20 protein-coding genes are annotated in these 26,601 nt (G+C 50.0%); 7 read left to right on the top strand and 13 right to left on the bottom strand.

Features of this window, described 5'->3' with window-relative positions; translation table 11 throughout:
- Positions 1 to 8: 8 nt before the first annotated feature.
- Together EA58_RS19265 and EA58_RS19260 are read right to left on the bottom strand one after the other, a co-directional pair.
- Complete coding sequence (locus EA58_RS19265) at positions 9 to 416, bottom strand: GFA family protein (RefSeq protein WP_036756763.1); 408 nt, start codon at positions 414 to 416, stop codon at positions 9 to 11.
- Between the two features lie 72 nt (positions 417 to 488).
- Complete coding sequence (locus tag EA58_RS19260) at positions 489 to 1,052, bottom strand: NMCC_0638 family (lipo)protein (RefSeq protein ID WP_152548129.1); 564 nt, start codon at positions 1,050 to 1,052, stop codon at positions 489 to 491.
- Positions 1,053 to 1,325: 273 nt separating this feature from the next.
- On the opposite strand from EA58_RS19260, the gene EA58_RS19250 reads away from it, so the two are divergent.
- Together EA58_RS19250 and EA58_RS19245 are read left to right on the top strand one after the other, a co-directional pair.
- Positions 1,326 to 2,201 (top strand): patatin-like phospholipase family protein, encoded by an 876-nt coding sequence (locus EA58_RS19250; RefSeq protein ID WP_036757041.1) that lies wholly within the window; start codon positions 1,326 to 1,328, stop codon positions 2,199 to 2,201.
- Positions 2,202 to 2,300: 99 nt separating this feature from the next.
- Positions 2,301 to 3,164, top strand: coding sequence for a sulfurtransferase (locus tag EA58_RS19245; protein ID WP_081819766.1), 864 nt, complete (start codon positions 2,301 to 2,303; stop codon positions 3,162 to 3,164).
- 410 nt (positions 3,165 to 3,574) lie between these two features.
- Here EA58_RS19245 and arsJ read toward each other — a convergent pair whose 3' ends face one another.
- The 9 genes from arsJ to EA58_RS19195 form a co-directional block, all read right to left on the bottom strand.
- Positions 3,575 to 4,825, bottom strand: coding sequence for an organoarsenical effux MFS transporter ArsJ (gene arsJ / locus EA58_RS19240; RefSeq protein ID WP_235199653.1), 1,251 nt, complete (start codon positions 4,823 to 4,825; stop codon positions 3,575 to 3,577).
- Positions 4,826 to 4,876: 51 nt separating this feature from the next.
- A complete protein-coding gene (locus EA58_RS19235; RefSeq protein ID WP_036756748.1) occupies positions 4,877 to 5,368 on the bottom strand; it encodes a phosphatase domain-containing putative toxin in 492 nt (163 codons plus the stop codon).
- Between the two features lie 11 nt (positions 5,369 to 5,379).
- The gene (locus tag EA58_RS19230; RefSeq protein WP_036756745.1) at positions 5,380 to 6,381 is read right to left on the bottom strand and encodes an ArsJ-associated glyceraldehyde-3-phosphate dehydrogenase; all 1,002 of its coding nucleotides are present in this window, start codon (positions 6,379 to 6,381) and stop codon (positions 5,380 to 5,382) included.
- Between the two features lie 36 nt (positions 6,382 to 6,417).
- A complete protein-coding gene (locus tag EA58_RS19225; protein WP_036757038.1) occupies positions 6,418 to 6,759 on the bottom strand; it encodes an ArsR/SmtB family transcription factor in 342 nt (113 codons plus the stop codon).
- Between the two features lie 112 nt (positions 6,760 to 6,871).
- Positions 6,872 to 7,948: an ACR3 family arsenite efflux transporter gene (gene arsB / locus EA58_RS19220; RefSeq protein WP_036756743.1), complete on the bottom strand. Its 1,077-nt coding sequence runs from the start codon at positions 7,946 to 7,948 to the stop codon at positions 6,872 to 6,874.
- A gap of 334 nt (positions 7,949 to 8,282) precedes the next feature.
- A complete protein-coding gene (locus EA58_RS19210; RefSeq protein WP_036756737.1) occupies positions 8,283 to 10,616 on the bottom strand; it encodes a beta strand repeat-containing protein in 2,334 nt (777 codons plus the stop codon).
- Entirely contained in the window at positions 10,613 to 11,641 is a 1,029-nt protein-coding gene (locus tag EA58_RS19205) for an OmpA family protein (RefSeq protein ID WP_036756734.1), read from the bottom strand. Before EA58_RS19205 ends, EA58_RS19210 begins: the two co-directional genes overlap by 4 nt.
- Before the next feature lie 469 nt (positions 11,642 to 12,110).
- Complete coding sequence (locus EA58_RS19200) at positions 12,111 to 12,659, bottom strand: copper chaperone PCu(A)C (RefSeq protein WP_051642248.1); 549 nt, start codon at positions 12,657 to 12,659, stop codon at positions 12,111 to 12,113.
- A gap of 46 nt (positions 12,660 to 12,705) precedes the next feature.
- Complete coding sequence (locus EA58_RS19195; protein ID WP_152548128.1) at positions 12,706 to 13,131, bottom strand: hypothetical protein; 426 nt, start codon at positions 13,129 to 13,131, stop codon at positions 12,706 to 12,708.
- A 218-nt stretch (positions 13,132 to 13,349) separates the two neighbouring features.
- Between EA58_RS19195 and EA58_RS19190 the strand changes: the two genes are divergently transcribed.
- Positions 13,350 to 14,342, top strand: a complete 993-nt coding sequence (locus EA58_RS19190; protein WP_036757033.1) for a D-2-hydroxyacid dehydrogenase family protein — start codon at positions 13,350 to 13,352, stop codon at positions 14,340 to 14,342.
- Between the two features lie 70 nt (positions 14,343 to 14,412).
- Here EA58_RS19190 and EA58_RS19185 read toward each other — a convergent pair whose 3' ends face one another.
- Together EA58_RS19185 and EA58_RS19180 are read right to left on the bottom strand one after the other, a co-directional pair.
- Positions 14,413 to 15,120: a response regulator gene (locus EA58_RS19185; RefSeq protein ID WP_036756730.1), complete on the bottom strand. Its 708-nt coding sequence runs from the start codon at positions 15,118 to 15,120 to the stop codon at positions 14,413 to 14,415.
- Entirely contained in the window at positions 15,117 to 16,775 is a 1,659-nt protein-coding gene (locus tag EA58_RS19180) for an ATP-binding protein (protein WP_051642247.1), read from the bottom strand. The genes EA58_RS19185 and EA58_RS19180 overlap by 4 nt, the downstream gene beginning before the upstream one ends.
- Before the next feature lie 264 nt (positions 16,776 to 17,039).
- Between EA58_RS19180 and EA58_RS19175 the strand changes: the two genes are divergently transcribed.
- The 4 genes from EA58_RS19175 (at position 17,040) to EA58_RS19160 (ending at position 26,596) form a co-directional block, all read left to right on the top strand.
- Positions 17,040 to 18,020, top strand: coding sequence for a tripartite tricarboxylate transporter substrate binding protein (locus EA58_RS19175; protein ID WP_036756727.1), 981 nt, complete (start codon positions 17,040 to 17,042; stop codon positions 18,018 to 18,020).
- Positions 18,021 to 18,124: 104 nt separating this feature from the next.
- Complete coding sequence (locus EA58_RS19170) at positions 18,125 to 18,598, top strand: tripartite tricarboxylate transporter TctB family protein (protein ID WP_036757026.1); 474 nt, start codon at positions 18,125 to 18,127, stop codon at positions 18,596 to 18,598.
- Positions 18,599 to 18,602: 4 nt separating this feature from the next.
- Positions 18,603 to 20,144 carry a tripartite tricarboxylate transporter permease gene (locus EA58_RS19165; protein WP_036756724.1) on the top strand — a complete coding sequence of 514 codons (1,542 nt, stop codon included), beginning with the start codon at positions 18,603 to 18,605 and terminating at the stop codon, positions 20,142 to 20,144.
- A 404-nt stretch (positions 20,145 to 20,548) separates the two neighbouring features.
- Positions 20,549 to 26,596, top strand: a complete 6,048-nt coding sequence (locus tag EA58_RS19160; RefSeq protein ID WP_036756722.1) for a LysM peptidoglycan-binding domain-containing protein — start codon at positions 20,549 to 20,551, stop codon at positions 26,594 to 26,596.
- Positions 26,597 to 26,601: the final 5 nt, after the last annotated feature.

The following is a 26,601-nucleotide window of genomic DNA, read 5'->3' as shown; positions in this document are numbered from 1 at the left end:
GATGTTTGTTATTCAGGCAGTTTACTGTACATGGGAATCTCCTGGAGGTCGTGATCCCAGTGGGCTTTGCTGGATGTAAAAAGATGTGCGGTTGGAGGAATATCAACGGCCTGATTCAGGCTGCCTGCTGGGACAACCAACAGATTTCCTTGTGATTGCAATGTTGGTAATGCCGCGCCACAGACGGTGCAGAAACTTTTCTGATGCCTTGTCGAAGGCAGAGTAAATGTGTTTACTTTTTCCTGACCAGAAAGCCACCGCAGCGTCGCCGTGGTTGAAAACAAATTTGCAGCATGGGCAGAACCTGTGTCTTTCTGGCAACGCTGACAATGACAAAGATAAAAAGCGTCAAAATCACCTTCAATTTCAAATTGAACTGCACCGCATAAGCAAGCCCCCGGTTTAATTCGATGCATCGTCTGATCTCCTCTCGTGGGATAAACCAACAGGAAGTCTTCTGAAGCCCAGAGTTAACCATGATATTGCTTTCATGATGACGCTTCGGCGCCGGTATAAGACATGATGGCAACTAACCCTGAAGATTGTGAGTAATTGATGGTAATCACCCATCTTTCCACGATTTTCGGGCCTTGAATGATGTCATAGGCGGTTGTTCTGAGGTCTCCTGAAGATGAAATGATCTGTTTGGTAAATGTGTAACCACTGTCTTTTTTGGGTAACCAGGCTTCCATGCTGGCCTGGATGTCATCCGGATCACCCTGATGAACAAAAATGGAGCAAAGGTGATTTGCTGCCAGCAGGCTTAACCCATAGTGGCCTTGTTCATTTTCTAACACCCAGGCTTTGCCCGGATTACCATACAGGTAATGTCGTGCAGCATCTGAAGGGGCGGCTTGAAATCCATTTTTTTGTGCCAGTTGCTCAACGGCGGGTAAATCACTTCTCCCGACCACACAGGTGGTCATGAATAATTGAATGGGCTCGGATTTTCTTAACGCGAGCGCGTCACTGTCCTCTGCGGGCGATGTTGAGCTGCATCCAGCGACCCCAAAGCACAGGGTTGAAAGGAGTAAACACATCATTTTTTTCATCGGTTTGCACACCTTCTCTGTCTGTCGCTTTGCTGCTGTTGAGAACATTGGTTGATATATGGAATCCGAACCCCAAGCGGGCTTGGCTGTATTGTGCCAAATGATAGCGGTATATGTAACGAGGTGCATTATCGGTGTGAAAATTTGAGTGGTTGATCGGGTGCGCATCATTCCCATCAGCGCTGCCTATCTCAATCATCCGTGTTTCCGATTATCTATTTATAGGGTGCTTCGCTAACATCAACTGAAATCAATTCAGTGGGTTAGATGCAGATGAAAAAGAATAAAGCACTCGTCGTCGAAGGTGGCGCTATGCGAGGCATTTTTGCCAGCGGCGTTTTAGATGCCTTTATGGAAGATGACTTTCACCCTTATGATCTGGCGATTGGCGTCTCTGCCGGCGCATCGAATCTGTTGGGTTATCTGGCGAATCAGCCGAAGCGGAGCTACCGGGTGATCACGCAATTGGCGACAGATAAACGTTTTTTTAATCCGTCCCGGTTCTTACGTGGCGGTAACTTGCTGGATGTGAAGTGGCTGGTGGAAGAGTCGATGCGACTGTATCCCTTAGATCAGCATCGCTTGTTCGGGAAAACGGCCCTGATTGCAGCGACAACGAACATCGAAACCGGGCAGGCCGATTATTATCACGTGAACGAAGATAATGTCAGTCATGTGATTGAAGCGACCAGCGCATTGCCCGTGGCATACAAAGAGACGCCCTGCTTTTCTGGCGGCTGCTACACGGATGGCGGTGTTGCTGATTCGATCCCGGTTCGTGAAGCCTATCGACGCGGCGCACGAGACATTACGGTCATCTTATCCCATCCACTGAGTTATCAGATGAAACCGGCCAAACATCCCTGGTTGATTCAAAAGCTGTTTGCCCGTCAGCCGCAGATTGCCGGGGCCATGCTGAAACGCTCAGACAACTACAATGCATCGCTGGACTTTATCCGGAATCCGCCGCAAGACGCTACGATTCGGGTGATTGCGCCGCCTGAAAATTTCAGTGTGAAACGGTTGACGATGCGTAAACCAACCCTGGATGAAGGCTATCAGATGGGATTAAAAGCCGGGATGTTACATATCCATCGTCGCCGTGATCTGAATGGTTCCCATGAAGAAGATTGCCATTTTTGTCTCTGAGTGCGTTGAAACGCAAATTTTCTGACAATAATGAATGCAATCTTCAGGTTTTAATGGTTTTTCAGCCCTCGATAATTTTAAACTGCTCAGAAATCACACATGACGAACAGGTGCGCGGGGATGCGGGGAATGAAAGAAAGTGCTTTAGTTTCAACGGATTGGCTTCATCGTGAGTGTCAGAACCCTCAGCTCATCATTCTGGATGCGACGATGGCGAGTATTACCGGTGAAAATACGAGCCTATCGACGAGAAAGTACATTCCCGGCGCGATGATTTTTGATATTCATGGGCAGTTTTCTGATCACACGGCCTCGCTACCACATACGGTGCCGAATGAAGGTGTTTTCCAGCAGGCGGTCAATCAATTGGGGATCAAGCCAGACTCGGTCGTTGTGTTTTACGATGCCAAGGGCATTTATTCAGCCCCGAGGGCTTGGTGGCTGTTGAAACTGATGGGCCATCAGCAGGTTTATGTGCTGGATGGCGGTTTGCCTCGGTGGCAGGCCGAAGGAAAACCGATTGTGGATGCGCCCGCTCCCCCTGTCGCAGGTCGGGACTGGCAGGCAAAACGTCAGCCGACATGGATTGCGGGCTGGCAGGAGATCGCACAAGTTGCCGGTCTTTCAGGGCATCATGTGATTGATGTGCGTGCAGCGGCGCGGTTTTCAGGCCATCAGCCCGAACCGCGTCCGGAACTGAGAAGCGGGCATATTCCTCATGCGGTGAATCTACCTTTTTCCGGTTTTCTGGATGAAGGAAAATATCTTGTGTCAGACAGGTTGCTGGCCTTGTTTGAGAGGCAACAGATTCACGCAAATGATCGGCTGTATTTTAGCTGTGGTTCGGGTGTGACAGCCTGTATTGGATTTTTGGCTGCTTATCAGTGTGGCTACCGGAATCTGGCGGTTTATGATGGTTCATGGGCAGAATGGGGTAAGCGAACTGACTTACCAATTGCCTGAAGTCAGTTTACTTCGATGATGTGAATGGGTGTGTTTTGGATAAAGTTCGAATGCAATCTGTCAGTTTTGTTTCCTTGAGATGAACGATCGAACAGGTTGTTTTAAAACGGAACGGTTCAATCACACTCGAGACCCAAGTTATTCACAGTTCCAGGGAAAAATTCATGGATGAATTTTTAGGTTGTCGGCGCAGGGAGCGCCTACAACCGGCCCGGCGCGCATCAGAATATACCGAGATTGATGTGGAATTGATGCGCGACATACCATTGGACAAAACATAAATTGCAGTCTGAATAAAATACGTTTGCTCCGTTGTGAGTGATGAATCCGGCAGGTTGACGCTACACTTGAGTCAGGGCTGGCCAGCAGATGTGTCATATCAAGGATAAGTGACGACAGATCATGCAAATTTAAGAAACCACCTGATAAGCCTGAATTTTGGGCAGTTTCAGCGAGATCAGCGTGGTCAGTGCCAGAAATGCAAAAGACACCCACAGGCAAGCTGACAATCCGGCAATCTGGAAAACCCAGCCGGACAGGACAGTGCCGATTAACCGACCCATCGCATTCGCCATATAGTAGAACCCGACATCCAGTGAGACCCCGTCATCTTTGGCATAGCTGACGATTAAATAAGAATGCAGCGACGAGTTGATGGCAAAAACAGCCCCGAAGATCATCAGCCCGGCAATAATCACCAGTTCCGGTTGCCATTCCAGTTGCACACCCGTTGCAATCGCTGCCGTAATCACCGCCAAAAGTAATGCCCAGCGCGTTGCGGCATGGCCGTCGGGCACTTTGCCCTGTGACTTACCGGTTAGTCGTGGTGCGAACCCCTGTACAAAGCCATAAGCCATCACCCAGGCTGCCATAAAGCCGCCGACGGCGCTGTGGTTCCAGCCGAACACGGAACCAAGATACACCGGCAGTGCGACGACGAACCAGACATCCCGGGCGCCGAACAGGAACATCCGGGCCGCAGAGAGGATGTTGACGCTTTCTGATTTTGAGAACATCTCGGCAAATTTCGGTTTGTTTTTGGCTTTGCCCATATCTGCTTTGAGCGTGATGAGACTGCTGATAAACACCAGTGCCAGAACACCAGCCATCGCCAGCACGGCATGCTGGAAGCCCATGATGCTGAGCAGCAGACCGCCCAGGAAGAAACCGGCCCCTTTGAGGGTGTTTTTAGAGCCTGTCATCAGCGCGACCCAGTGATACAGGGCACTTTGTTTGTTGTCTGGCACCAGCGTCTTAATCGCACTTTTGGCACTCATTTTATTGAGATCTTTGGCGATTCCGGAGAGGGCTTGCGCGGCCATGACCCAGGGAATGGTCAGCATCGGGTTGGGTACCGCCAGCATCAGCAGGGCGACAATCTGCATGCCCAGACCGATATTCATGGTTCGGTTCAGGCCGAGTCTGGCCCCAAGCCAGCCGCCAACGAGATTGGTGACCACGCCGAAAAACTCATAGAACAGAAAGAGGGAGGCAATGGCGAGGGTGGAGTAGCCGAGTTCATAAAAATAAAGCACGACTAACATGCGCAGGGCGCCATCCGTGACGGTGAAATTCCAGTAGTTAAACGTGACCAGCATGTACTGACGAACCGGCTGGCTGAACTGAGCAAAATACTTGGCAAACATAGACAAGATACTCATTTGAATCGCCGTTTCTCAGATTTCAGCGAAGAAACGGCGATGTTGTGATGATTATGACGCGACCTGATGGATGTAGTCGACCTGTACCGCTTTGGTGAATGCGCCTGGGCGCAACGCCTGAACGGCTTCAATAATGCGGGGCAGGGGCCAGCCCAGCTCCAGCAGTAAGTGCGCCGCGAGCAAACCGGTCCGGCCTGAACCGCCCATACAGTGCAGCGCGATGTCGCCCCCTTGTTCAATCACCGTATGTAAATGCGGGCTGACTGCCTGCCATTGTGCCGTGAACTCGGCCCCGGGCGCGGCATCATCTTCAATGGGGGTATGTGCCCACAACATGCCAGTCCGGACAACAAGCTGGCCTAGTTCTGCGACGTCCTTTTCTGCCATTTCCTGTGCATTGATTGCCGTCACAACGGCCTGAACGCCCTGCGCTTTTAATTGCGCCAGACTGTCGGAGAGGGAAACGCCTTTCGTACCCGGGCAAGGCGTCAGAACCAGTGAACAGGTGTCGGTGATCGGTAAAGACCAGGTTGGATGTGTCATCAAATCGCTCCTTATGCCTGACCGACTTTGCGAACCAGCTCTGCGGTGCGAGTGGCATAGCCCATCTCGTTGTCATACCAGGCATAGATTTTCACCATGCGCTTGCCAACGACCATGGTCGACAGGGCATCAACAATGGTCGAGCGCTGATCGCCTTTGTAATCAATGGAAACCAGCGGGCGGTCTTCATAGCCCAGAATACCTTTCAGCTCATGTTGGGAGGCGTCTTGCAGCAGTTGGTTGACTTCTTCTGCTGTGGTGTCGCGTTTGACGTCGAAAATGATATCGGTCAGCGAAGCGTTCGCCAGTGGCACGCGTACCGCATGGCCGTTAATTTTGCCTTTCAGTTCCGGGAAAATTTCCACAATGGCAGAGGCAGAACCGGTCGTGGTTGGGATCAGACTCATGCCACAGGCGCGGGCACGGCGCAGATCTTTATGCGGCGCGTCGAGAATGGTCTGGGTATTGGTCAGATCGTGAATGGTCGTGAACGAAGACTGTTCAATGCCCAGTTTTTCATGGATCACTTTCACCACCGGGGCAATACAGTTGGTGGTGCAGGAGGCTGCGGTCACAATACGGTGCTGTTCCGGATTGAAGATATGATCGTTTACGCCAACGACAATATTGGCGATGCCTTCTTCTTTCACCGGCGCCGAAACCACCACGCGTTTCACGCCCTGCGCCAGATATTTGTTCAGAAACGCTGTTTTACGGTGCACGCCTGTGGCCTCAATGACAACATCGCAGCCAGACCAGTCGACGGCGTCGATGTCTTTTTCCTGCGTGGTGGCAATGGATTGTCCGTTGATCAGGATCTGGTTGTCTGTGGCCTGAACCTCATGATGCCAGCGGCCCTGCACTGAATCGAATGCCAGCAGATGAGCCAGCGTGGCTGCGTCGCCTGCGACATCGTTGATCTGAACAAATTCCAGTTCCGGCCAGTCAAACGCAGCGCGAAGTGCCAAACGGCCAATGCGGCCAAAACCATTAATACCGACTTTGATTGTCATACCTGATTCTTCCTACAAAAAAATAAACTTCAGTTGTTATGGGCAGCACACTGAACGCTGCTTCATGGTCGCCAGGCGTTCACTGTCCTGCTGATATTCCTGTTCCAGACAGTTCGAATCGACCAGTCCGTGAATCTGCTTTTGCATCCAGCCGGGTAAGTCGTCGGCCAGACGGTAGAACACCCACTGTCCCTGACGCACGTCCACCAGCAGACCACTGGCCCGTAATACCGCCAGATGGCGTGACACTTTCGGCTGACTGACCTGTAAAGCCTCGGTCAGCTCAGCGACACACAGGCTTTGTTCTTTCACGATCAGACGCACACAGCGAACTCGGGTCTCATCTGCCAGCAGTTTGAAAAATTGATGGGGGAGCATGTTGATTACCATATTCGAATTTCCGTATATCTTAGTGCAGTAGTGGTTCGGGTCAATCTCAGCGATGCAACTGTCACGAAAGTTTCACAGAGGGTCGGCAGACCCTCAGGTCTCAGCGTTCTACCGCGGTGCCCGGGTAAGAGCGTTTCATACGAAGGGCGACATTGACCAGCGCAATGAGGACAGGCACCTCAACCAGCGGACCGATCACACCTGCAAGTGCCTGATCGGAATTCAGGCCAAAGACGGCAATGGCGACAGCAATGGCCAGTTCAAAGTTGTTGCCGGATGAGGTGAAAGCGATGGAGGCATTCTGATCATAAGGCAGTCCCATTTTCTTGCCGGCCCAGAAGCTGAGAAAGAACATCACCAGAAAGTAAATGATCAGTGGCAGGGCAACCCGAAAAACATCCATGGGCAATTCGAAAATCATTTCACCTTTCAGACTGAACATCAGCACAATCGTGCCCAGCAGCGCAATGAGAGTGATGGGAGAAATACGCGGAATGAACACCCGGTTGTACCAGTCTTCCCCTTTGAGGCGAACCAGCCATTTCCGGCTCAGAAAGCCAGCCAGAAAAGGAATGCCCAGATAAATCAGCACACTTTTGGCAATGTCGAGCATGGTGATGTCCACGGCAAAACCGCTGAAGCCAAATAACGGCGGGAGCACGGTAATGAACAGCCAAGCCATAAAGCTGTAGGTCAGAATTTGGAATGCGCTGTTCAGGGCCACCAGTGCGGCACCGTATTCTTTGTTGCCACCACCCAGATCATTCCACACCAGAACCATCGCAATGCAGCGTGCCAGACCAATCAGGATGATGCCTGTCATGTACCCCGGTTCATCGCCGAGAAAAATCAGCGCAAGCAAGAACATCAGCAATGGGCCGACCAGCCAGTTCATGATCAGAGACAGGGTGATGGCACGTTTATCACGGGTGACTTTGCCCAGCAGCTGATAGTCAACCTTTGCCAGCGGCGGATACATCATCAGGATCAGACCGATCGCCAGCGGGATATTGGTGTGACCCACTGTCATCGATTCATTCCAGGCCGCAACACCCGGAAAAATGACCCCAATACCAATGCCCACGGCCATGGCCAGAAATATCCAGACGGTTAAATAGCGGTCAAGAAACTGCATTTTACTGCGGGTCTTGAGTGATATCGTGGCTTCTTGGTTCATATTTGCGCTCTCAATTGGGTGAAATGGCGTGAAATTCGGGCTGAATGATGATGAAAGTGAACGGCGAGGGTGCCGTGCCTCTATTTTTGGTCACTGTCTCGATTTCTAGGGTTGTCTCTTCCCCGAAGAAAATCTTACTTATATTCATATTCGAATTTCCATATATGTTAGCCCGAAAATTTCAAAGATCAATCATCAGAAGCCGTTGTCATCAGAAATTCATGATCGAAAAAGCGATGAAGCTGAGGGAGGCGTGGATATGCAGTGGACAGAAAAAGCGTGGCCCACAGGTGTGGGCCACAGGTTGATTGAGCTTGTGTAAGCCTGACTCGTTTTAGTTCGACAACTCGACTGAGCTGATTGAACAAATTGAAGCCAGTGGTGGCAGTGCAGCAACGCAATTGATGTTGATTGCGTTTTCACTGTCAATATCAGCGCCAGCAATGGTTGCTGTGGACGTGATTTGCTCATTGGACAGAACACCGGCTTTCACCGTCACCACACCATCAGTATTGACGGTCAGCAGAGATGATTCGGTTGCAAAGTAGGCCACATTGCTGTTATCGATCACCATGCTGGTGCCATCCGTAAAGTAGGCTTTGGTGTACACATCAAAGATGCTGGAACCCAGTAGCTGAATGTTCAGATCACCCAGATGATCAGACTCAACGCGAACCCGGTCCACTTCAGCAGCAGTGACATTCAGTGCGGTGGTATCGTTTGTTCCATCATACTGCCCCGTGATGTTTACTGCGCCTTCCGACAGACCCTGAACCAAACCGGAAGTGACTGTTGCCACAGCGGTGTTGCTGCTCAGCCAGTTGACCAGCTCGGTGACATCCTGCGTTGAACCATCCGTAAAGGTTGCGATAGCTTGTAACTGTTGTTTCAGACCATTGGCCAGATCAAGCACTGCTGGGGTGATATCCAGTGAGGTGATTGTTTCTGGCGTGACCGTCAGGTTGGCTGGATCGCTGAGTGTGGTCAGGTACTGCGCAACAATGTCGGTTGCACCCTGATCTAACGACTGAACCAGACCAGATGGATCGACCGTTGCAACGTTTGGCGCACTGCTTTCCCAGCTAACCAGATTCGTCACATCCTGCGTTGAACCATCAGAGAAGGTTGCAATCGCATTCAGTTGTTCCGTTGTACCTTTGGCAAGGTTGGCGGTTAATGGCGTAATATCCAGTGCAGTCAGCACTGCGGCAGTGACGTTCAGCAGGTGATCCGCACTGTCAACACCTTGCAGATGTGCTGAAATCACGGTATTGCCTTCACCGACCCCTTGTGCCAGACCGGTTGCTGAGATGGTTGCGATACTGGTATCGTCACTCAGCCAGTTGACCTGAGCGGTGACATCAGCCGTGCTGCCATCAGAGAACAATGCAGTGGCTTGATACTGTTGTGTTGTGCCATTGGCAATTGAAGCAGGTAACAGTGGGTCGACAATGATTGACTGAATGGTTTCAGGGGTCACATTGACATTCGCCAGGTTACTGTCGACATTCATGAAGGTTGCGGAAATGGTTGCTGTACCCACATCTAACGCCTGCACGGTGCCAATCAGAACCATGTCTGCGACAGCAGTATCACTACTTACCCAGTTGGCTAAGCTGGTCACATCCTGAGTTGTGCCGTCAGAGTATGAGGCAATCGCTGTAAAGAGCTGTGAAGTGCCTTTTGCCAGATTGAGGTTCCCGGGGGTGATTTGCAGTCCTTCCAGTGTTGGATTGTTGATGGTGATCAGCACGCCGTCACTGTTGACGCCATTCAGGTTCGCTGAGACGGTTACTGCACCATCCAGCAGGGCAACCAGCAGACCTTCCTCTGAGACGGTTGCCAGCGCAAGATCGCTACTGTTCCAACTCACTTGCGCAGTCAGATCCTGTGTTGTGCCATCCGAGAAACGGCCAATCACTTTCAGTTGCTGCTCTGTACCCACGGCCAGAACAAGGCTGGATGGTGTAATTTCCAGAGACACCAGGGATGCGGCAGTGACGGTCAGGTCTGCGATGTTACTGGCAATGCCATTCAGTGTACCGGTGATTTCTGTGACGCCTGAAGTGTCTGCGGTCGCGGTGCCGTTGACATCAATGGTGGCGACACCGGGCACGCTGCTGCTCCAGACAACCTGGGCAGTGACATCCTCACGGGTCCCGTCATGATAGAAGGCGAGTGCAGTAAACTGAACTTGGGTGCCTTCCGCCACAGAGCTAACCCCCGGAGTGATTTGCAGCTGTTTGACGGTATGACCGCCTGTCACGCTGATGACGAGGCCACCCACATTGATACCGCTGTAGTCACAGGAAATTGTGGCTTCACCGGCTGCGACCCCCTGAAGCACACCATGCTCACTCACGGCTGCAATAGACACGTCACTGGAGACGCAGGCGGCCTGAGCGGTCACATTCACCGTTTCGTCGTTACTGTAGGTGGCTTCGACGATAAAGTTGAGCAAATTACCGGCTTCGACTGAGCTGGCGTCCGGAATAATATTCAGGGCACTGATACTCTGTCCCCCTTTATCGGTGAGTGTTGCGCCTGTACCGTCTTTCTGGCTTGGCAGGCCACTGCCATCGCCCCCACAGCCTGCTAAAGCGAGCACCAGTACCATTAAGAAATAACCCAGCCATTGTCTGATACGATGACAAATATGCTTGTTCATTGGTTTGCCTTCCTTGTAAATTGAGGTGATGTCAGGACGACACGACGGTTCATTGCTCGGTTTTCCGGTGTGTCATTACTGACCAGAGGTTTCGTTTCCCCAAATGCTTCGTAATTGATTCGATCGGGAGTGATCCCTTGGTTTTCAAAGTACTTCACAACACTCTGCGCCCTGCGTTCCGAGAGCTGCATGTTGTAGGGTGCTGATCCGACGTTATCCGTATGGGTTTCAACGTGGAGCATGGATTCGGGATAAATGGTTAAGTGTTTCACCATCGGCTGGAAGGCGGCCTTCATATCTGGGCGCACTTCTGCTGAGTTGAATTCAAAGATGGCATTGGATTGGGTGCCGTCGACCTTTAACGTGAAGGTTTCCTGAACAATGACCTGAGGCGGCAAAGGTTCAGCGATCACGGGCTGGGGAGGATCTTCTGAGAAGCGGTAACTGAAGCTCAGCATCAGCGTATGCAGATCGGCGCCTTTGGTGTGCTCATCACCAACGTTATTTGCAAACTGGTAGCTCAGACCGGTTCGCCAGCGGGGCGCGAAATCCCAGTCGATACCCAGGCCCGCCACCGGAGAAAAGCCATTGTCATCATTGGATGTTTTTTCTCCGATTTCCTGACCATCGGTTGAGACATGCCAGGCAAGAGCCCCTGCTTTCCCCACCAGCGAAACCACGTCAGAAAGGGGATAGCGATAGCCCAAGGTCGCGGTTAATCCCAAGACATCCCCTTCGTAGTCCGCGGCCACTGTCGGGTCGGCAATGGCTGGGTAAGTTGCATCAAACTGGCCGTAGTAATCATAACCAATCTCAATTTCCCAGCGGGGAGCCCAGGAATACTGATAAAAAATGCCACCACCGACGGCATCCTTATCACAGCTGAGATATTGTGCTTCACATGCGCCATCCGCATGGGTGAAATCGGCACGAAGCCCAATACGGTACTCCGAAGCGGCAGTGTGGGAAATACTCAGGGTGCCTGCTAAAAAGCAAGCCACTGGCAGACAGAGACGCTGATTCATTCTGTGTTCATCCTCATCCTTGAAGTGAATATCAAACGGGTTGGGTATCGTGATTTTGATGCTTTAAAGGTATATAGACCTCAAAATAGTACATAGGTCACACCTGTGCGAATAAAATTTCAACCGTTTGATTTTTTATTGTGATGAGGTCTTTATCAATAGAAGGATTACAAGAAATGACTATGCCTTTAGGGAATTTTTGCGGTGCTTGTCAGTCTAATTGTGCCTTTGAATAAAGTTGCAACAGGCATCAATGCAACAGAGTGATGGTTGCTGCATGTAGCATAACCAAGGCTTAGCATGAACAGGTGTCTTAATTCTGAGACATAGCGTGACTTTATATGCAGACAAAGGAGGCTGGCAGGTGGGTGAACATGACGTCAGGAAAGTGGCGGCGGCCGGATAAACAAGCATCAAAAAAATACCCCGTCCGGAAAGCCGGTACGGGGTAGATCGGGGATGACGCGGATTAATTCATGTGATCGTGCGGCATCTCATCATGGTTCATGGGGTCATGGTTCATCTCATCATGATTCATGTTGTGATGTTCCATAGCTTTGCCGCTGCCCATTTGGTAGTCTGCTTTTTCCACTTTGACTTCCACATCGACTTTTCCGGCGTTCTTGAAGTACAGCGTTAGCGGGAAGTGCTCACCCAGTTTCGGCACAGACTTCAGGTTGAACATCATCACGTGATAACCACCCGGTTGCAGCATCTGTGTTTTATGAGCCGGAACCTGAATGTCTGCGACCTGACGCATTTTCATCATGCCATTTTCGTGCGCATGTTCGTGCAGCTCCACTTTTCCGGCAATCGGCGATTCAGCACGCAACAGTACATCGTTTTGATCGCCATGGTTTTCAATCGAGAAAAAAGCCGCTGCCACGGAAGACATCGGTGGCACTTCTTTGGACCATGGGTGATCAATATGCAGTTGGCCGGTTTTAAATTCATGTGCCTGAGCCAGTCCGGCAGTGAAGACAGAAACGACCAGCAGCAGAGTTTGTAAAGTTTTCATTGGATTCTCCATGTAGAAATTGTTTAGCAATGGATTGAATTATTGTTCAGAAATTGCTGAATTCTGGCGGAGATTGTTTCGGACCGAATAACGTATACAGCTTGTTATTGGCCCAGACTCTGGAAGTCACCCGGATGCCGGCAAAAATAGCGATGGCGATCAAGATAACATGCTGGAACGGATCTAAGTCGGGACTGAGTGGTTGCAATGGGCTTAACAGCGGGCATTGATTCTGCCAGTGCGCCCGTCCCGGTTCGTCCTGCTGCGTGGTTAACTCTGAAACAGAGATCCATTGCAGACCGTGAACCGTACAAATCAGCACCTTATCGCCGGTCAGCCAGTGCTGGTTGCTTTGATGATAATCCGGGTTGATCACCACAATCGCAGACAACAGATTCAGCCAAAGGACAGACGCCAGCATGAGGGTCATCATGCCGGTGCGGTGTCGTACTGAATTCAGCGTGTATGTCATGGGTGACAGTCTGTGGTCAAAGAAGGCTGAAATAGTAGCAGATGAACTGTATTTTCCGTAGCAACTTCTTGCTAAGTCGCTGAAAAAGAGGGTGTCATTTTATGGGCCTGTCAGATTCTATGATCAGCCCATAAAAATTGTATTGATAAGCAATGCATTGCGCGCTCTGGTTGTGCGTGGTTGAATAACGCACCTGAAAGACGGAGGACATGGAAAGCATGAAAGTTGCAATTTTGGATGATTATCAGGATGTTGTCCGGACATTACCTGGCTATGCCGGACTGCGTGAACACGAAGTGACGGTCTACACCACACCCGCCTCAAATCGCGATGCGCTGATTGAACGGTTGAAAGACAAAGAAGCCCTTGTACTGATTCGTGAACGAACGGTGATCGATGACGCCCTGCTTCGACAGTTATCTCAGCTGAAGCTGATCAGTCAGACGGGTAAAATCAGCCATCATCTGGATCTGGCGGCCTGCACCCGGCATCAGGTCGCGGTCGCGGAGGGAATTGGATCACCCATCGCGCCGACTGAACTGTGCTGGTCGCTCATCATGGCAGCCAGTCGTCATCTGTTGGCTTACTGTGAACACCTGCAACAGGGACAATGGCAACAGTCGGGCAGTCTGGGACTGGGCCGGGTGCTCAATGGCCGGACGATCGGTGTTTGGGGCTTTGGTAAAATCGGCCAGCGGATTGCCCGTATCGCAGCCGCTTTTGAAATGAATGTGCTGGTTTGGGGCAGCGAGGGATCGCGTGAACTCGCAGTCAGCCAAGGCTATCGTGCGGCAGCCAGCAAGGCAGAATTTTTTGCTCAGTCAGATGTGCTGACACTGCATTTACGGTTGAATGAGATGACGCGTCATTGTGTGACCGCGGCTGATCTGGCTCTGATGAAACCTGACGCCTTATTTGTAAACACCAGCCGCGCCGAACTGGTGGAAAGCGGTGCCTTGGTTCAGGCTTTGCAGGCAGGGCGGCCAGGGTTTGCGGCTCTGGATGTCTATGAAACAGAACCGGCTTTGCCCGGAGACGAACCGTTGCTGACCATGCCGAATGTGCTGTGTTCGCCACATCTGGGGTTTGTCGAGCAAGACAGTTATGCGCTGTATTTTGAGAAAGCGTTTGCGAATCTGATGCGCTATAGCAACGGGCAACCGACGCACATTGCAAATCCTGAAGTGCTGACGACAGCACGCCATCAGTAAAAAGCCAGGGAGGCGCTGGTACTCTGGTGTCTCAGCGACTGGCTGTGTTTCCGAGAACCCCCGCAGCCGCTTATTGCGGGCTGCGGTATTTTCTTTCAGGCCGTCCCACACTGCCGTAGGACACTTCGGCACAAAGCTCATCTGTGCTGACCAGATATTCCAGATACCGGCGTGCTGTGGTGCGGCTGGCCCCGATTTCCTGACCGACCTGTTCCGCATTCAGGTGGATTCCGGGACGGGTGAAGACATGACGGATTTTATCCAGCGTCAGGCTGTCGATACCTTTCGGCAAACGAGGGGTACTGGAATGACCGTTGTTCAGATTGGCCGCATCTGAGTTGGCGGGCTGGAACAGGCCATCGACATCACTTTGTACCAGCGATTCCATATCCGACAGTTTATTGAGGTGTGCGCTGTAGTGAAACAGGGCTGACTGCAAGCGCTCAAACACCACGGGTTTGAGAATGTAGTCAAAAATGCCGCTTCGCATTGCGGTGCGCAGTGTATCGACTTCCGTTGCCGCGGTAATCAGAATCACATCTGTATGGTAATTTTCGGCTCTGATTTCACGAAGCAGCTCCAGCCCTGTCCCGGTCGGGAACTGATTATCCAGCAAGAGCAGCTGGGGCCGGAAGACATCGATTAAATCGCGGGCTTCGTCTAAACCGTGGGCGATGCCCACCACCTGATAGCCCGGTGTTTTCTCAACAAATCTGCGTTGTATTTCCGCGATCTGCGGATCATCTTCAGCAATAACGACAGAAATGGGTGCTGTCATTGGTGTTCCTCACTTCCATGTACGGCGCTGTCAGCGTGGCGCAGCGATTTTGGGATATAAACGGTAAAGCGACTCCCGGAAGGCTCGGCCGGCTCAACGGTGATGAAACCGCCCAGATGCTCGGTCAATTGTTTGACCAGATGCAGGCCGATACCGTGTCCTTCTTTGTTTTTTGTGGTGTAGCCGCGGGTGAAAATTTTATCTTCGTCGCCGGCAGGAACACCCGGCCCCTGATCATCGACTTCAAAAATCAGTTCTTTGCCGAAGTCGCTCATGCTCAGGGTGACAATCCCGCCAGAACCCTGATGATGCAGGGTGGCTTCCAGCGCATTGTCGATCAGATTGCCGAGAATGCTGACCAGTTGTTCCCGGGGCAAAGCCGGGGGAATATCCGACATCTGGCTGTTGTCTTCAATTTGCAGCTCCAGGTTCAGTTCCCGGGCACGATTATATTTCCCCAGCAGGCATCCTGCGAGAATACTGTCTGATGTTGCTCGCATAATTGTTTGAATAAAACTCTGATGGCTGGACGTTTCCTGACCGATCAGGTTCAGCGCCTGTTCGACAGCCCCGATCTGAATCAGACCGGCGATCGTGTGTAGCTTGTTATTGTACTCATGAGACTGGCTGCGGAGACTCTCGGCATATTGCTGGATGCGAGTGAGTTTACGGCTGACCAGATCGACTTCATTTTTCAGCCGGAAACTGGACACCACGCCCGTGACTTCACTGTTCTGGATCAGCGGGAAACGGTTGGCAATCAGGTTGTGATCATGGAGCCAGATTTCTTTATCGAAATGGTGCTCGCCGCTTTTCAGCACAGCCAGCATCCCGTTGTCGGGCAGCACATCGGTAATGTGACGCCCAATGTAGACTTCGTCTTCCGGCAGTTGCAGGGTTTTAATTGCCGCGTGGTTGAAGGTCGTGATGATGCCATGCTGATTGATGGCGACAATCCCTTCCCGTACGGTTTCCAGTGTGGCATTTCGTTCCTGGAACATCCGGCCAATTTGTTCCGGTTCCAGATTAAAGATGGCTTTTCTGAAATGATCGGCAAACCACAAAGCCATTAGCACGCTGAACAGAAACGCCAGAGTGATGGCGACAATCATCGAGAGCTGGTGGCGGCTGACAATACTGTCAACTTCTGTCAGCAAATAGCCGACGGAAACAATGCCGATAATGCGGGAACCATCCGCACTGAAGACTGGTGCTTTACCGCGGATTGACCAGCCGATACTGCCCTGATCCAGTGCGACATAGGACTTGCCGTGAATCAGCGCCTGGCTGTTATCGTCGGTGTCGTCGTCCGACATAGATTTACCGAGTCGCTGCGGATTGAGATGCGCAAGACGGATCCCTTTTTCATCACCAATCACCACAAAACGTGCCTGCGCTGCCTGTGCCATTCGGATGCTGAGCGGCTGGAGGAAGGCCGTATTTTTTTCTGAAACAGCACGGATGACGTCCGGTGAAGCCGCAATCGTCTGCGCGACCCGCATGGCCTGCTGACCAATCTGTTCATGTAACACACTGTCAAGATAACGAATGGTGAACTGGCCGAGGGCACCGGTTTGCAGGATCGCGATCAAGCCCAGAATCAGGATCATTCTGGTTCTGAGTCGAAAATGGCGCAGAGACAACAGCTTAGTCATGACAGGTGAGTTCCATCCACCGGAGTAACACAAGCGAAACAGTGTACCGTCAGTGGGGTGAAATTGCTGTGAACAATATGAACTTAATACACTTTAAGCCCAATATTCACATTATTTTTACAATCTTTTCATATTTCCGGGGCTGACATACTTTCATTCTGGATGAAAGCAATATCAGAGCCTGAGCCGGCAAACCGGGGTGACAGACCGGTACGGCGAATCAGGCCAGGGCAATGGAACCCAGTCTAATAACGAGGAAAAGGTATGTTTAATCAGTTTATCTCCCGCAAACGTGTGTCTGTACTCGCTGCCGTGATGGCTTCCGCACTGAGTATGAGCGCTCAGGCGAAAGTCGATACGATTCATTTTCTGGTGCCGGGCGGTGCCGGTGGCGGTTGGGACAGCACGGCTCGTGGAACGGGTGAAGTCCTGTCACATGCCAAGCTGGTCGACACCATTTCATATGAAAATATGTCGGGTGGTGGCGGCGGTAAAGCGATTGCTTACCTGATCAAAACAGCGCAACAATCGACCGACACTTTAATGGTGAACTCCACCCCCATTGTGATTCGTTCGCTGTCAAAAGTGTTCCCGCAATCTTTCCGCGATCTGACCCCTGTTGCTGCAACCGTTGGTGACTATGCTGCCTTTGTTGTCCCGGCAAATTCCAAGTACAAGAGCTTTACTGAGATCGTCAACGACTACAACAAAAACCCAAGCAGTATTACGGTTGCCGGTGGCTCGGCCCGGGGCAGCATGGACCATCTGGTTGCTGCGCTGGCATTCAAAGCCGGTGGTGGTGAACCGCGTCGTCTGAAATATCTGGCTTATGATGCTGGCGGTAAAGCCATGGCGGGCCTGCTGTCTGGTGAAACGACGCTGCTGTCGACCGGTCTGAGTGAAGCCTTGAGTCTGGCTGATGCCGGTGAAATCCGTATTCTGGCGATGACAGGCGACAAGCGTTCTCCGTCTGCACCGGATGTCCCGACCCTGAAAGAACTGGGTTATGACGCGACCTTCGTGAACTGGCGTGGTTTCTTCGCGGCACCGGGGATCAGCGAGCAAAAAGCGGATGAGTTTGCCGAAGTGCTGGGCAAAATGTACGGCACGGAAGAGTGGAAAACCGTTCGTGACCGCTATGGCTGGACAGAAATCTACAAGCCACGCAAAGAGTTCGTTTCCTTCCTGGCCCTGCAGGAAAAAGAAATCGGTGACCTGATGCGTGAGCTGGGCTTCCTGAAATAATCCCTGTCTGAATGACGTTGTTGCGCACCGCCTGCCGGGTGGTGCGCGTAGTAACAAAGCGGCCTTGGTCATGAAGGCTGGGTCTGATAGTGGTGAGGATGACCATGACGATAACGAAAGATCATATCGGTGGGCTGGTGTTTTTATGCCTGTCCATCGCCTACGGATACTACGGCAGTGAAATTGTTTTGTTCCCCGGAGATGAATTTCAGCCGTTCCACGCGAAATCTCTGCCGCTGGCACTCGCCGGAATGGGCATTATTTTTTCATTGTGTCAGTTACTGACCGCCAGCCGCAGCGAGGTCGACAAACTCGACCTGAGCGGACTGGATTTTGTCTTGATGGCCAAATTACTGGTACTGATGCTGATCTTTGCCGCAGCACTGGAATGGATTGGTTTTCTGCTGTCGACCGTTGTGTTTCTGGTGGGCGGTTACTGGCTGCTGGGCGAGCGTCGTCCGAAGATGCTATTGCTGGCGTCTGTCCCCTTTGCTGCCGGTTTCTGGTTTTTGCTGACCCAGCTCCTCGACATTTATCTGGCGCCTGGTCGTCTCATCACTGGTCTGCTGGGAGGATAACCCGATGTTTGATGGAATCTTATCAGGATTGAGCACGGCGGTTATGCCGTTCAATCTGATGATGGTGGTTGTGGGTTGCTTTGCGGGCACCTTTATCGGCATGCTGCCGGGGTTGGGGCCGATTTCTGCGATTGCCCTGATGATCCCGATTACTTATGGTCTGGACCCTTCTTCCGGCATCATTCTCATGGCGGGTGTCTATTATGGCGCGGTATTTGGCGGTTCGACATCTTCCATTCTTATTAATGCACCGGGCTGTTCAAGTACAGTCGTGACGGCATTTGATGGTTTCCCACTGGCCCAGAAAAATCAGGCCGGGAAAGCGCTGGCACTGGCGGCCTATTCGTCTTTCACCGGGGGTACCGTTGGCGCCATTATCCTGCTGTTTGCGGCCCCGGCACTGGCAAAAGTGTCGCTGAGCTTCCAGTCGAGCGACTACTTTGCCCTGATGATTCTGGGTTTGACGGCAGTTGCGGCTTTTTCTGGCAAGGGACAAGTGCTGAAAGCTTTGATGATGACAGTTTTCGGCCTGATGATTTCTACGGTCGGAAATGACGTGATGACCGGCGTGCCACGTTTTACCTTTGATAATGTGGATCTCATTGATGGCATCAGCTTCCTGCTGCTGGCGATGGCAACTTTCGCACTGACTGAAGTTGTGATGACCGTGCTGCGTGGTGAGCACAAGCAGGAAGACGCCCAGATGGATATGAATAATCTGGGCAGCATGAAGCTGAGCAAAGAAGAAGTGAAGCATGTGGCCCCAACAGTGGCACGTTCTTCCGTATTCGGTTTTCTGGTGGGTGTTTTGCCGGGCGCAGGGGCGACGATTGCGTCTTTCCTGAGTTACGGTATGGAGCGAAATCTGGCCCCGAAAGCTGAAAAAGAGAAGTTCGGTAAAGGTGCCCTGCGTGGTCTGGCGGCACCGGAGTCCGCGAATAACGCCGCTTCAACCGGTTCGTTTGTTCCACTGCTGACGCTGGGCATTCCGGGGTCGGGGACGACTGCCATTATGCTGGGCGCATTGATTGCTTACGGCATTCAGCCGGGCCCGCGTCTGTTTGTCGATAACCCGGATGTATTCTGGTCGGTCATCATCTCGATGTACTTTGGCAACTTGGTGCTGCTGATACTGAACCTGCCGCTGATCCCGTATATCTCACGGTTGCTGGTGATTCCGCGTCCGATTCTGATCCCGTTGATCCTGTTCTTCTCGATCACCGGTGTGTATCTGGTTAGCTTCAACGCCTTCGATATTCAACTGATGGTGTTGATCACGGTTATTGCGACTTTCCTGAAATTGCTCAACTTTCCAATGGCACCCATGCTGCTGGGGTTCATTCTGGGCGATATTCTGGAGAAAAACCTCAGTCGCTCACTGACACTTTCTGATGGTTCTTTTGCCTTCCTCTGGGAGCGTCCATTGACATTAACCATCATGATTCTGGCGGTCCTTGCATTGCTGATGCCTTTATTCAGTAACTGGCGTGACAAGCGCAAGCTTGCTGCCAAAGCTGCTGAGAAAGGACAGGCACAACAGGTGTAACAAAACCAGCCCAAAAAGTGTACTTTGCAAATATCGATCAAAGGCAGTCCCAGTCGGGGCTGCTTTTTTATTTGTCACCCCTGAACCACCGCCGATGGTGGTAATTGTTTGTCCTGAGAATAAGCAGACGCTTTTTAGGGATGAACCCTGAAAATATTAAATGACGCTGAAACAGAATTTTAGATTTTTGATCTCTGTTCCTATCCTCAATGTCGCTTTGTTATCAATCTTATTGCGCAAGAAATTGTTTTGATATTCTGACAACCTGTTTTTTCGAAAAATAATCATGCTGCTTCCTGATGATCAGGCAGGCATCTGTACTGGCTTGTCCTTTTCTCCTTCACGCAAAAGAACTGCCAAAAAATAAGAATAATCTCACCAAATAACAACATAGTAGATTTCACATGTCGTCAGATAAAAAAGATCAAAATCAATGGAATGATAACCTCCCTGAAGAGTGCTATCCAAAAGCGGGCTATGAGCCGTTGGTTGATATGGAATGTTATGCCTCACAGCTACCACCCGTTGAATCAAAGCGAGAAATCATTCCTGAGCATCAAATTGTGGTTGAAGTTGCCGGACAGTTCTCTTCGACTCACACAAAACTGAAGCTGTCAAAAACCGCTGAGCAGTGCGACAAGGAGAAAAGACACGATATTGATTTTCTGGCGAAGCATCGCAGTTTAGTGGTGTTCAGTTCTTTGCAAACGGAACCCCGAAACGTATCGATGTCTCTGTCACAGCAAGGCGGATTTCCACCGTTGAATCTGCTGGTGGCGCGCGATGTGCAGCCCGTGGAAAAAGGGACCACTAAAGCGGAATGGGAAAATGTATTCGTCCCTTTCCGTGCCATGGTTTATCTGGATGAAAGCCAGGACAAGGCAAAAGTAGCAGACCTGAAGGGTGGCTTTTTGTATCTTTTCTGGAAAGGAAAGGCCTGGCGCGAGCTGGAGATTACATCCGGTGGCTTATATAACGAGATTGATGTTGAGTATTACCGGGCCCGTGCAAAATATGAGGCAGAAGAGCGCCGTGTATCACAGTGTTTTTCGTCTCCTCTGGTTTGGGTTCCTTATAAAGTTCAGGGGGAACCGCAGCAAAAATCTAACGGTATCCAAGTTTATTTCTCCCCTCAGCAACTGACCGTACAGCAACTGGACGAGCTGGAACAAAGACCCGACAGCCTTGCACAAGTTGCGACGTCACTGGATGAATTTTCTGTGTATTCAGAAAAACAGGGGTTTGGCATTCAGAAACATATTGCTGCGATTGATACAGTTCAATTACCTGCAGGTCAGGCATCAGAAGAAAAGCCCTGGCTTGATTTCATGGGATTGATGATGGGGAGTTTAAAGGATTCCAAAACAGCTGTCGTATATCTGAAAGAGCCACTCAATGATGTCCCGAAGTTTGAGTACGCGGTTGAACTGACCTGCTCGGAAGACACATTCAAAGCGCTGAAATTAGATGAAGCCATCACCGTTGCGCCCACCGCGGCGGAAGCAGAAACGGAAGCATTGCAGCGCATCGAAAACAAAGATGCAGTGGTGTATGTCTCAAAGCTGCGGGTGCATGAAGCGAAGTCACTGCATGTGAAAAGTGGTGCAGGTGTGCTGAAAACCTCCATTGATTCGGTGATGCCAGACCCGGTCAACACTCTGAAAGCGCACGATGCGTTTATGCCGGTACAGTTGGCTGTCGAAATCGGACACCGGTTAGCTCTGCCGACTTCAGGTTACTATTACCATTTCATGGCCGATGCTCTGCTCCATGAGTATAAAATCACAGAAGATGATGAGAACTGGCAGTATCAGGTTACGAAGTCGGTCGCGGGCCAGTTATCCGATGAATTGCTGGACGACCATGAACTCAGCACGCTGATCCTGCCGTGGCGGATGCAGGATCAACCTGCGAAACGGCAGCATCTATTGTATTCCCCGCACAAGCTGACCCAGCAGGAATTTGATCGGATGGATGGGGCGTGGCTGGATAAACATGCCACCCTGCTCGATCTGGATGCCATGCGCAAAACTGCGCAGCAGAATCTGGTGGATGTGGTTCAGCATCAGGGGCAGGGGCAGCTGTATACCATCCAGAAAGGGGATACCCTGACTGCGATTGCCAAAGCTCATGAAATCGAACTGAGCGAGCTGCTTGAAGCGAATCCGGATTATCAGGTTGGTGATCGTAAAGACCATATTTTCCCCGGTGAAACCTTGATATTACCGGTGGAAGTACCAGACGCCGCCGAAGCAAGCCCGGTATTGAGCATTGATTATTTTCCGGTGAAAAAAGATGCCACCCTGGATGAAGTGGCGGCGAGCGCCGGTATCTCCAAAGCAACGCTGCTGGACTACAACCCCTATCTCAAGGAGATGAGCGAGACCGAACGGGTGATGGCCGGGGATGTGGTGATTGTGAATAAAACGCCAGTGGATAACCCAGAGCCGAGAACCCACGAGGTGAAAGCGATTAATGATGCATTGGGCCATGAGAGCTTGAGCAGTATCGCTGCGCTTTATGATCTGTCGCCGAAACAACTGGCTGAATTCAACGGGCTGGATATTTCTGATCCGCTGTTCAGTCTTCGTGTCGGTCAAACGCTGAAGATCGATCCGCCACAGAACCAGGCAGAAGGGGTGCAGCGGAATACCTTCCCGGCCGTGCTGATTGAAGATTATAACCTCGCCGAGAATATGCTGTACCACTATGCACAGCCGAAACTTGGCGGGGACTTCGCGCCAATGACTCAGGAAAACCTGCTGGCGCCTCAGGCCACCGTGGTGCGCGTGGCATCTTTAACGACCGCAGCAGATATTCAGACCATCAAGCTCTGTCTGGGCCGTTATGCGCTGGATGAGGTTGAAGCGCCTTATAATCAAAGTCTGGTTCTGGCGCAGAAGCAGGGCAAACACCCGATTCAGGCAGCCTTAAGTGAAAAATACAAGGTTCATGCCCATCCGCTTGCGAGCGAAACGGCGCATTCGCTGACCATTCGCCAACTGCGTGAAGGTTATGTGTATGTCTACTATGTCGCAGCGAATACGAATCTGGCGGCACGTTACCCGCACGCCGATGAATTGCATGAGTTTCGCTATACCGAGGGTTTGTTTGAGCGCAACGATGAGAAAACCCCTTATCTGCCATGCCACAGTCTGAATGGCCGGGCCTACATCGTCTTTTCTGAACGGGAATGGACAGAAAAACAGCGCAGCCAGTTTACGGGCGATCCGGAATTCCGTCAGGCGCTGACGAAAAATGCCGGGGCCGTTTACGATTTCAACCAAAGGCTGGTCAGCACAAAAGGTGAAGAAGAAGTCTTCAATGACTTGCCTCAACTGGTTGCCGACATTGATGCCGGCCCTGCCATTCAGGATCACCGCTTTGCCGATACCACCACGCCGACGAATCAAGCGGACACCGATGTTAAACCCGGCAGCAACGATAAGGATGCTAAGGCAGAAAAAGATGCCAAGGCAGAAAAAGAGCATTTCACACCGGTTCAGTCGAACCAACCCTATCTGGATACGATTGATCCGGAAAAACCCCTGCATGCCGATATCCTGATTATCGAAGATGGCATTGCACTGGCGGAAGACAGCCTGAAACTCACCATTCTGGCCAATGATCTTCGGTCTCAGTGGCAAGAGAAAAACCTACCAGAACTGAACCTGGCAAAAGCAGTCGGGGATTTTTGTAACCTGAAACCTTTACCGGATGATCCACTGGCGAAAGAAGTGGAAGGTGATGAGTTGTTGCAGGCGAAATTGACGAAGGCTGTCAACGATGGTCTGGTTTATTTGCATGCGATGAACAGTCTGGATGAAAAGGGACTTAAAGATTTCGAATCCGATGTGAAAAACATGTACGACTATGATGGTAGCTTGAATTATTTTGATATTCTTGAAGAAAAAACGAATGTCTTAGGGATACAAACGAAAAATCCGATGAGGGAACGTCAGAAAGAATACTATAAAAAATCGAAAGAACTGACAAAGTGGCAAAGCCGAGTTTTATTAAATGATGTAAATGAAGTCATTGTGAAACAAACTGAGTCAAAGATCGCCTACAATAATTGGGTTCAGTATATTTCTAAATGTTCTTTTGTGACGCTCAATATGTTGGGAGTCTCACCTGAACATTTATCTTTTGATTTGGAGTGTGAAGAACAATCCGATGAATTCGTCTCTTTTGTCACAAACTTTCAATTTGGTCTTGAGCATACTCTTAAAGGGAATGATCTGATACAGCATAAAAATCAGTTTAATCCTGGCGAGCCATTGATAAACATCATCGGAAGTTTGATTTATCAAGGAAGTCAGACGTTAAAAAATAAATTTGAAAAGTATATAAGGTATCTTATTGAACACGGACCGAATGATGCGTTCAATCATCTTGCTGAAATGGGTTTTGAGCATGGACAATTGAGTCAGCTCATTGAAGAGTCGCATCAGTGGCATCTTCAAGGTTCGCGCGCAGACCAGTCTGCTTTGACTGTCGGTGTTGTGAGCTTTTTTGGCGCTTTCAAAGAAGAATCCCTTGAAAATTGGAATTGGTATGAGACTAATATTCTTAGTCGTTATCGAAATATAAAAAAATCGTTTATAAAAGGTGCTGAAAACCTTCTTTCACAGCAGGTTATTTTTTCTGTGAACCGCCTTATTCAACATTCATTAAGTGAACAGCTGAGACTTTCTGTAAATGTGATAGAAACGGCCCCCGAAATGAAATGGGGAACAAGGTGGATATCTTCATTAATATCGAATCAAATAGTAAACGGTGAGATTTACTTATCGAAAGGAATGAAGGATGAACTGGTTAAGTTGCGTGACCAGGAGAAAAGAGCAATTCACTGGTTGATCTATATGGAGGTGGAAGGGGCTGGAAATGCAACGCTGGAAGATATTGAGGCACAAAGAGACAAGATACTGAAAATTAGAAAGAAAATATTTGATATTTTTGATTTTGAAAATAAAAAAGTTAGAAGAATATTTAAAGCTTTCATCATTAACCAAGCCGAAAAGTTTTATGATGCAGTGGAGAGTTTTGGTTCGCGAGGACTCCACCTTACGATTACAAGCTTAAACTTCTTGGCATTGATTGAGGATACTCAAAATATATCTAAAAAACATAAAAAGGATGATAAAGACGAATATACCATTAAGTATCGCGTGGGTTATGCGATTGATTCGGTTTTGAGCATCAATAAGTCTGCTTACTTAGCTGAAGCTCGAGGGATGTTGGATGCTTTAAAATCTAGTCATTATGAAGAGAATATTTATAAATCACTCAAGTCCAGAAATTTATTTAGTACAATAAAAGGGATGGATGCTCTAGAAATCGAAAATCAGATCATACTTCGTCGAGCCATTATGGTTGGTTTAGGTGCAAATTTAGCATTGGTATATGCAGCAGGATATGAGACATATCAAATAATCGTGTATGACTTTATGAAAGCTAAGGGATTTACGCGGGTTATTCACGCGCTTAAGGCTACGTCAACGGCCACATTCGCACTTACAGGGGCATTAGAAATTGCAGCTATGGCTGGGGCTGCTATACCGTTGTGGTTGTTAACGGGGCCAGCTTTGGTTGCTGGTGTGGTTTATGCTTTTTGTACTGCTTACTTGAACTATATTCGGGAAGATGACGTCACCAATTGGTTAGTTAAAACGCCTTGGGTGAATTTATCTGAGTTTGGTGATGAAAACATTGTCAGGGAGTACAGTCTTAATGGTTATCGTAAAGCATTTGATGCGTTGGCACGACTGAAAAATAAACCGACAGTCTATTATCAACCGACTCTAGCGAACCGCTATAAAGATCTTCCTGTTCCATATAACCATCAGATGAGTGACTCTCTGTATGGAGTCAATGGGTACTGGATAATGGTTGATTTTCCTCAAGAACTGCAAGAAAAAGTGGTGCGTATTGAAGCGTTGTGGTACAGCAAGAACAATTCAAAGAGCAGCTATGTGCAGGTGGGGAAAGAAGATGCTTTTTTCCCTGAATGGATTAAGAATAAAAGGCCATTTTCACCAGTGAAAGTGGGTATGGAACCCCGTTTGCCGACTAAACCAAACGATAATGTTAACTATATCAATACCTGGCCTGAAACAGGATTAATGAATCATCTCTATCGCTTCTGGTTGCCTCGGCCTTACGGAAATCAACTGGATTCTTTATTGCTATTGGTGTGGTATCCTGATGCTCTAGAAAGTAGAAAACAGCCTCAAAGTCATGTAACGCCACATTGCTTTGATATGCAGGCATTGCCAGCATCATTTGATGCACCCGGTATTAATGCACAAGGGATGAAAGCAGCAGTTAAAAAAGTTGAAAGTGCTTTTGGGGATGATTTGATCGATTTAAAAGCTTCTTTACCCTATTCTAATGTATTGAAATTCGGAGCCAGTGAAAAAACACAATTGGTTACTATTGGCTACAAGTAAAGAGT

Origin of the sequence: Photobacterium galatheae (genome assembly GCF_000695255.1) — a bacterium.
Lineage (GTDB): Bacteria > Pseudomonadota > Gammaproteobacteria > Enterobacterales > Vibrionaceae > Photobacterium > Photobacterium galatheae.
The sequence above is the reverse complement of the archived record's forward strand: the minus strand, read 5'-3'. Positions and strand labels throughout refer to the sequence as shown.

What these genes read in the sequence shown, in the direction of transcription:
- EA58_RS19265 (WP_036756763.1), bottom strand. Translation starts at nt 416, where the DNA reads ATGCATCGAATTAAACCGGGGGCTTGCTTATGCGGTGCAGTTCAATTT.
- EA58_RS19260 (WP_152548129.1), bottom strand. Translation starts at nt 1,052, where the DNA reads ATGAAAAAAATGATGTGTTTACTCCTTTCAACCCTGTGCTTTGGGGTC.
- EA58_RS19250 (WP_036757041.1), top strand. Translation starts at nt 1,326, where the DNA reads ATGAAAAAGAATAAAGCACTCGTCGTCGAAGGTGGCGCTATGCGAGGC.
- EA58_RS19245 (WP_081819766.1), top strand. Translation starts at nt 2,301, where the DNA reads ATGACGAACAGGTGCGCGGGGATGCGGGGAATGAAAGAAAGTGCTTTA.
- arsJ (WP_235199653.1), bottom strand. Translation starts at nt 4,825, where the DNA reads ATGAGTATCTTGTCTATGTTTGCCAAGTATTTTGCTCAGTTCAGCCAG.
- EA58_RS19235 (WP_036756748.1), bottom strand. Translation starts at nt 5,368, where the DNA reads ATGACACATCCAACCTGGTCTTTACCGATCACCGACACCTGTTCACTG.
- EA58_RS19230 (WP_036756745.1), bottom strand. Translation starts at nt 6,381, where the DNA reads ATGACAATCAAAGTCGGTATTAATGGTTTTGGCCGCATTGGCCGTTTG.
- EA58_RS19225 (WP_036757038.1), bottom strand. Translation starts at nt 6,759, where the DNA reads ATGCTCCCCCATCAATTTTTCAAACTGCTGGCAGATGAGACCCGAGTT.
- arsB (WP_036756743.1), bottom strand. Translation starts at nt 7,948, where the DNA reads ATGAACCAAGAAGCCACGATATCACTCAAGACCCGCAGTAAAATGCAG.
- EA58_RS19210 (WP_036756737.1), bottom strand. Translation starts at nt 10,616, where the DNA reads ATGAACAAGCATATTTGTCATCGTATCAGACAATGGCTGGGTTATTTC.
- EA58_RS19205 (WP_036756734.1), bottom strand. Translation starts at nt 11,641, where the DNA reads ATGAATCAGCGTCTCTGTCTGCCAGTGGCTTGCTTTTTAGCAGGCACC.
- EA58_RS19200 (WP_051642248.1), bottom strand. Translation starts at nt 12,659, where the DNA reads ATGAAAACTTTACAAACTCTGCTGCTGGTCGTTTCTGTCTTCACTGCC.
- EA58_RS19195 (WP_152548128.1), bottom strand. Translation starts at nt 13,131, where the DNA reads ATGACATACACGCTGAATTCAGTACGACACCGCACCGGCATGATGACC.
- EA58_RS19190 (WP_036757033.1), top strand. Translation starts at nt 13,350, where the DNA reads ATGAAAGTTGCAATTTTGGATGATTATCAGGATGTTGTCCGGACATTA.
- EA58_RS19185 (WP_036756730.1), bottom strand. Translation starts at nt 15,120, where the DNA reads ATGACAGCACCCATTTCTGTCGTTATTGCTGAAGATGATCCGCAGATC.
- EA58_RS19180 (WP_051642247.1), bottom strand. Translation starts at nt 16,775, where the DNA reads ATGACTAAGCTGTTGTCTCTGCGCCATTTTCGACTCAGAACCAGAATG.
- EA58_RS19175 (WP_036756727.1), top strand. Translation starts at nt 17,040, where the DNA reads ATGTTTAATCAGTTTATCTCCCGCAAACGTGTGTCTGTACTCGCTGCC.
- EA58_RS19170 (WP_036757026.1), top strand. Translation starts at nt 18,125, where the DNA reads ATGACGATAACGAAAGATCATATCGGTGGGCTGGTGTTTTTATGCCTG.
- EA58_RS19165 (WP_036756724.1), top strand. Translation starts at nt 18,603, where the DNA reads ATGTTTGATGGAATCTTATCAGGATTGAGCACGGCGGTTATGCCGTTC.
- EA58_RS19160 (WP_036756722.1), top strand. Translation starts at nt 20,549, where the DNA reads ATGTCGTCAGATAAAAAAGATCAAAATCAATGGAATGATAACCTCCCT.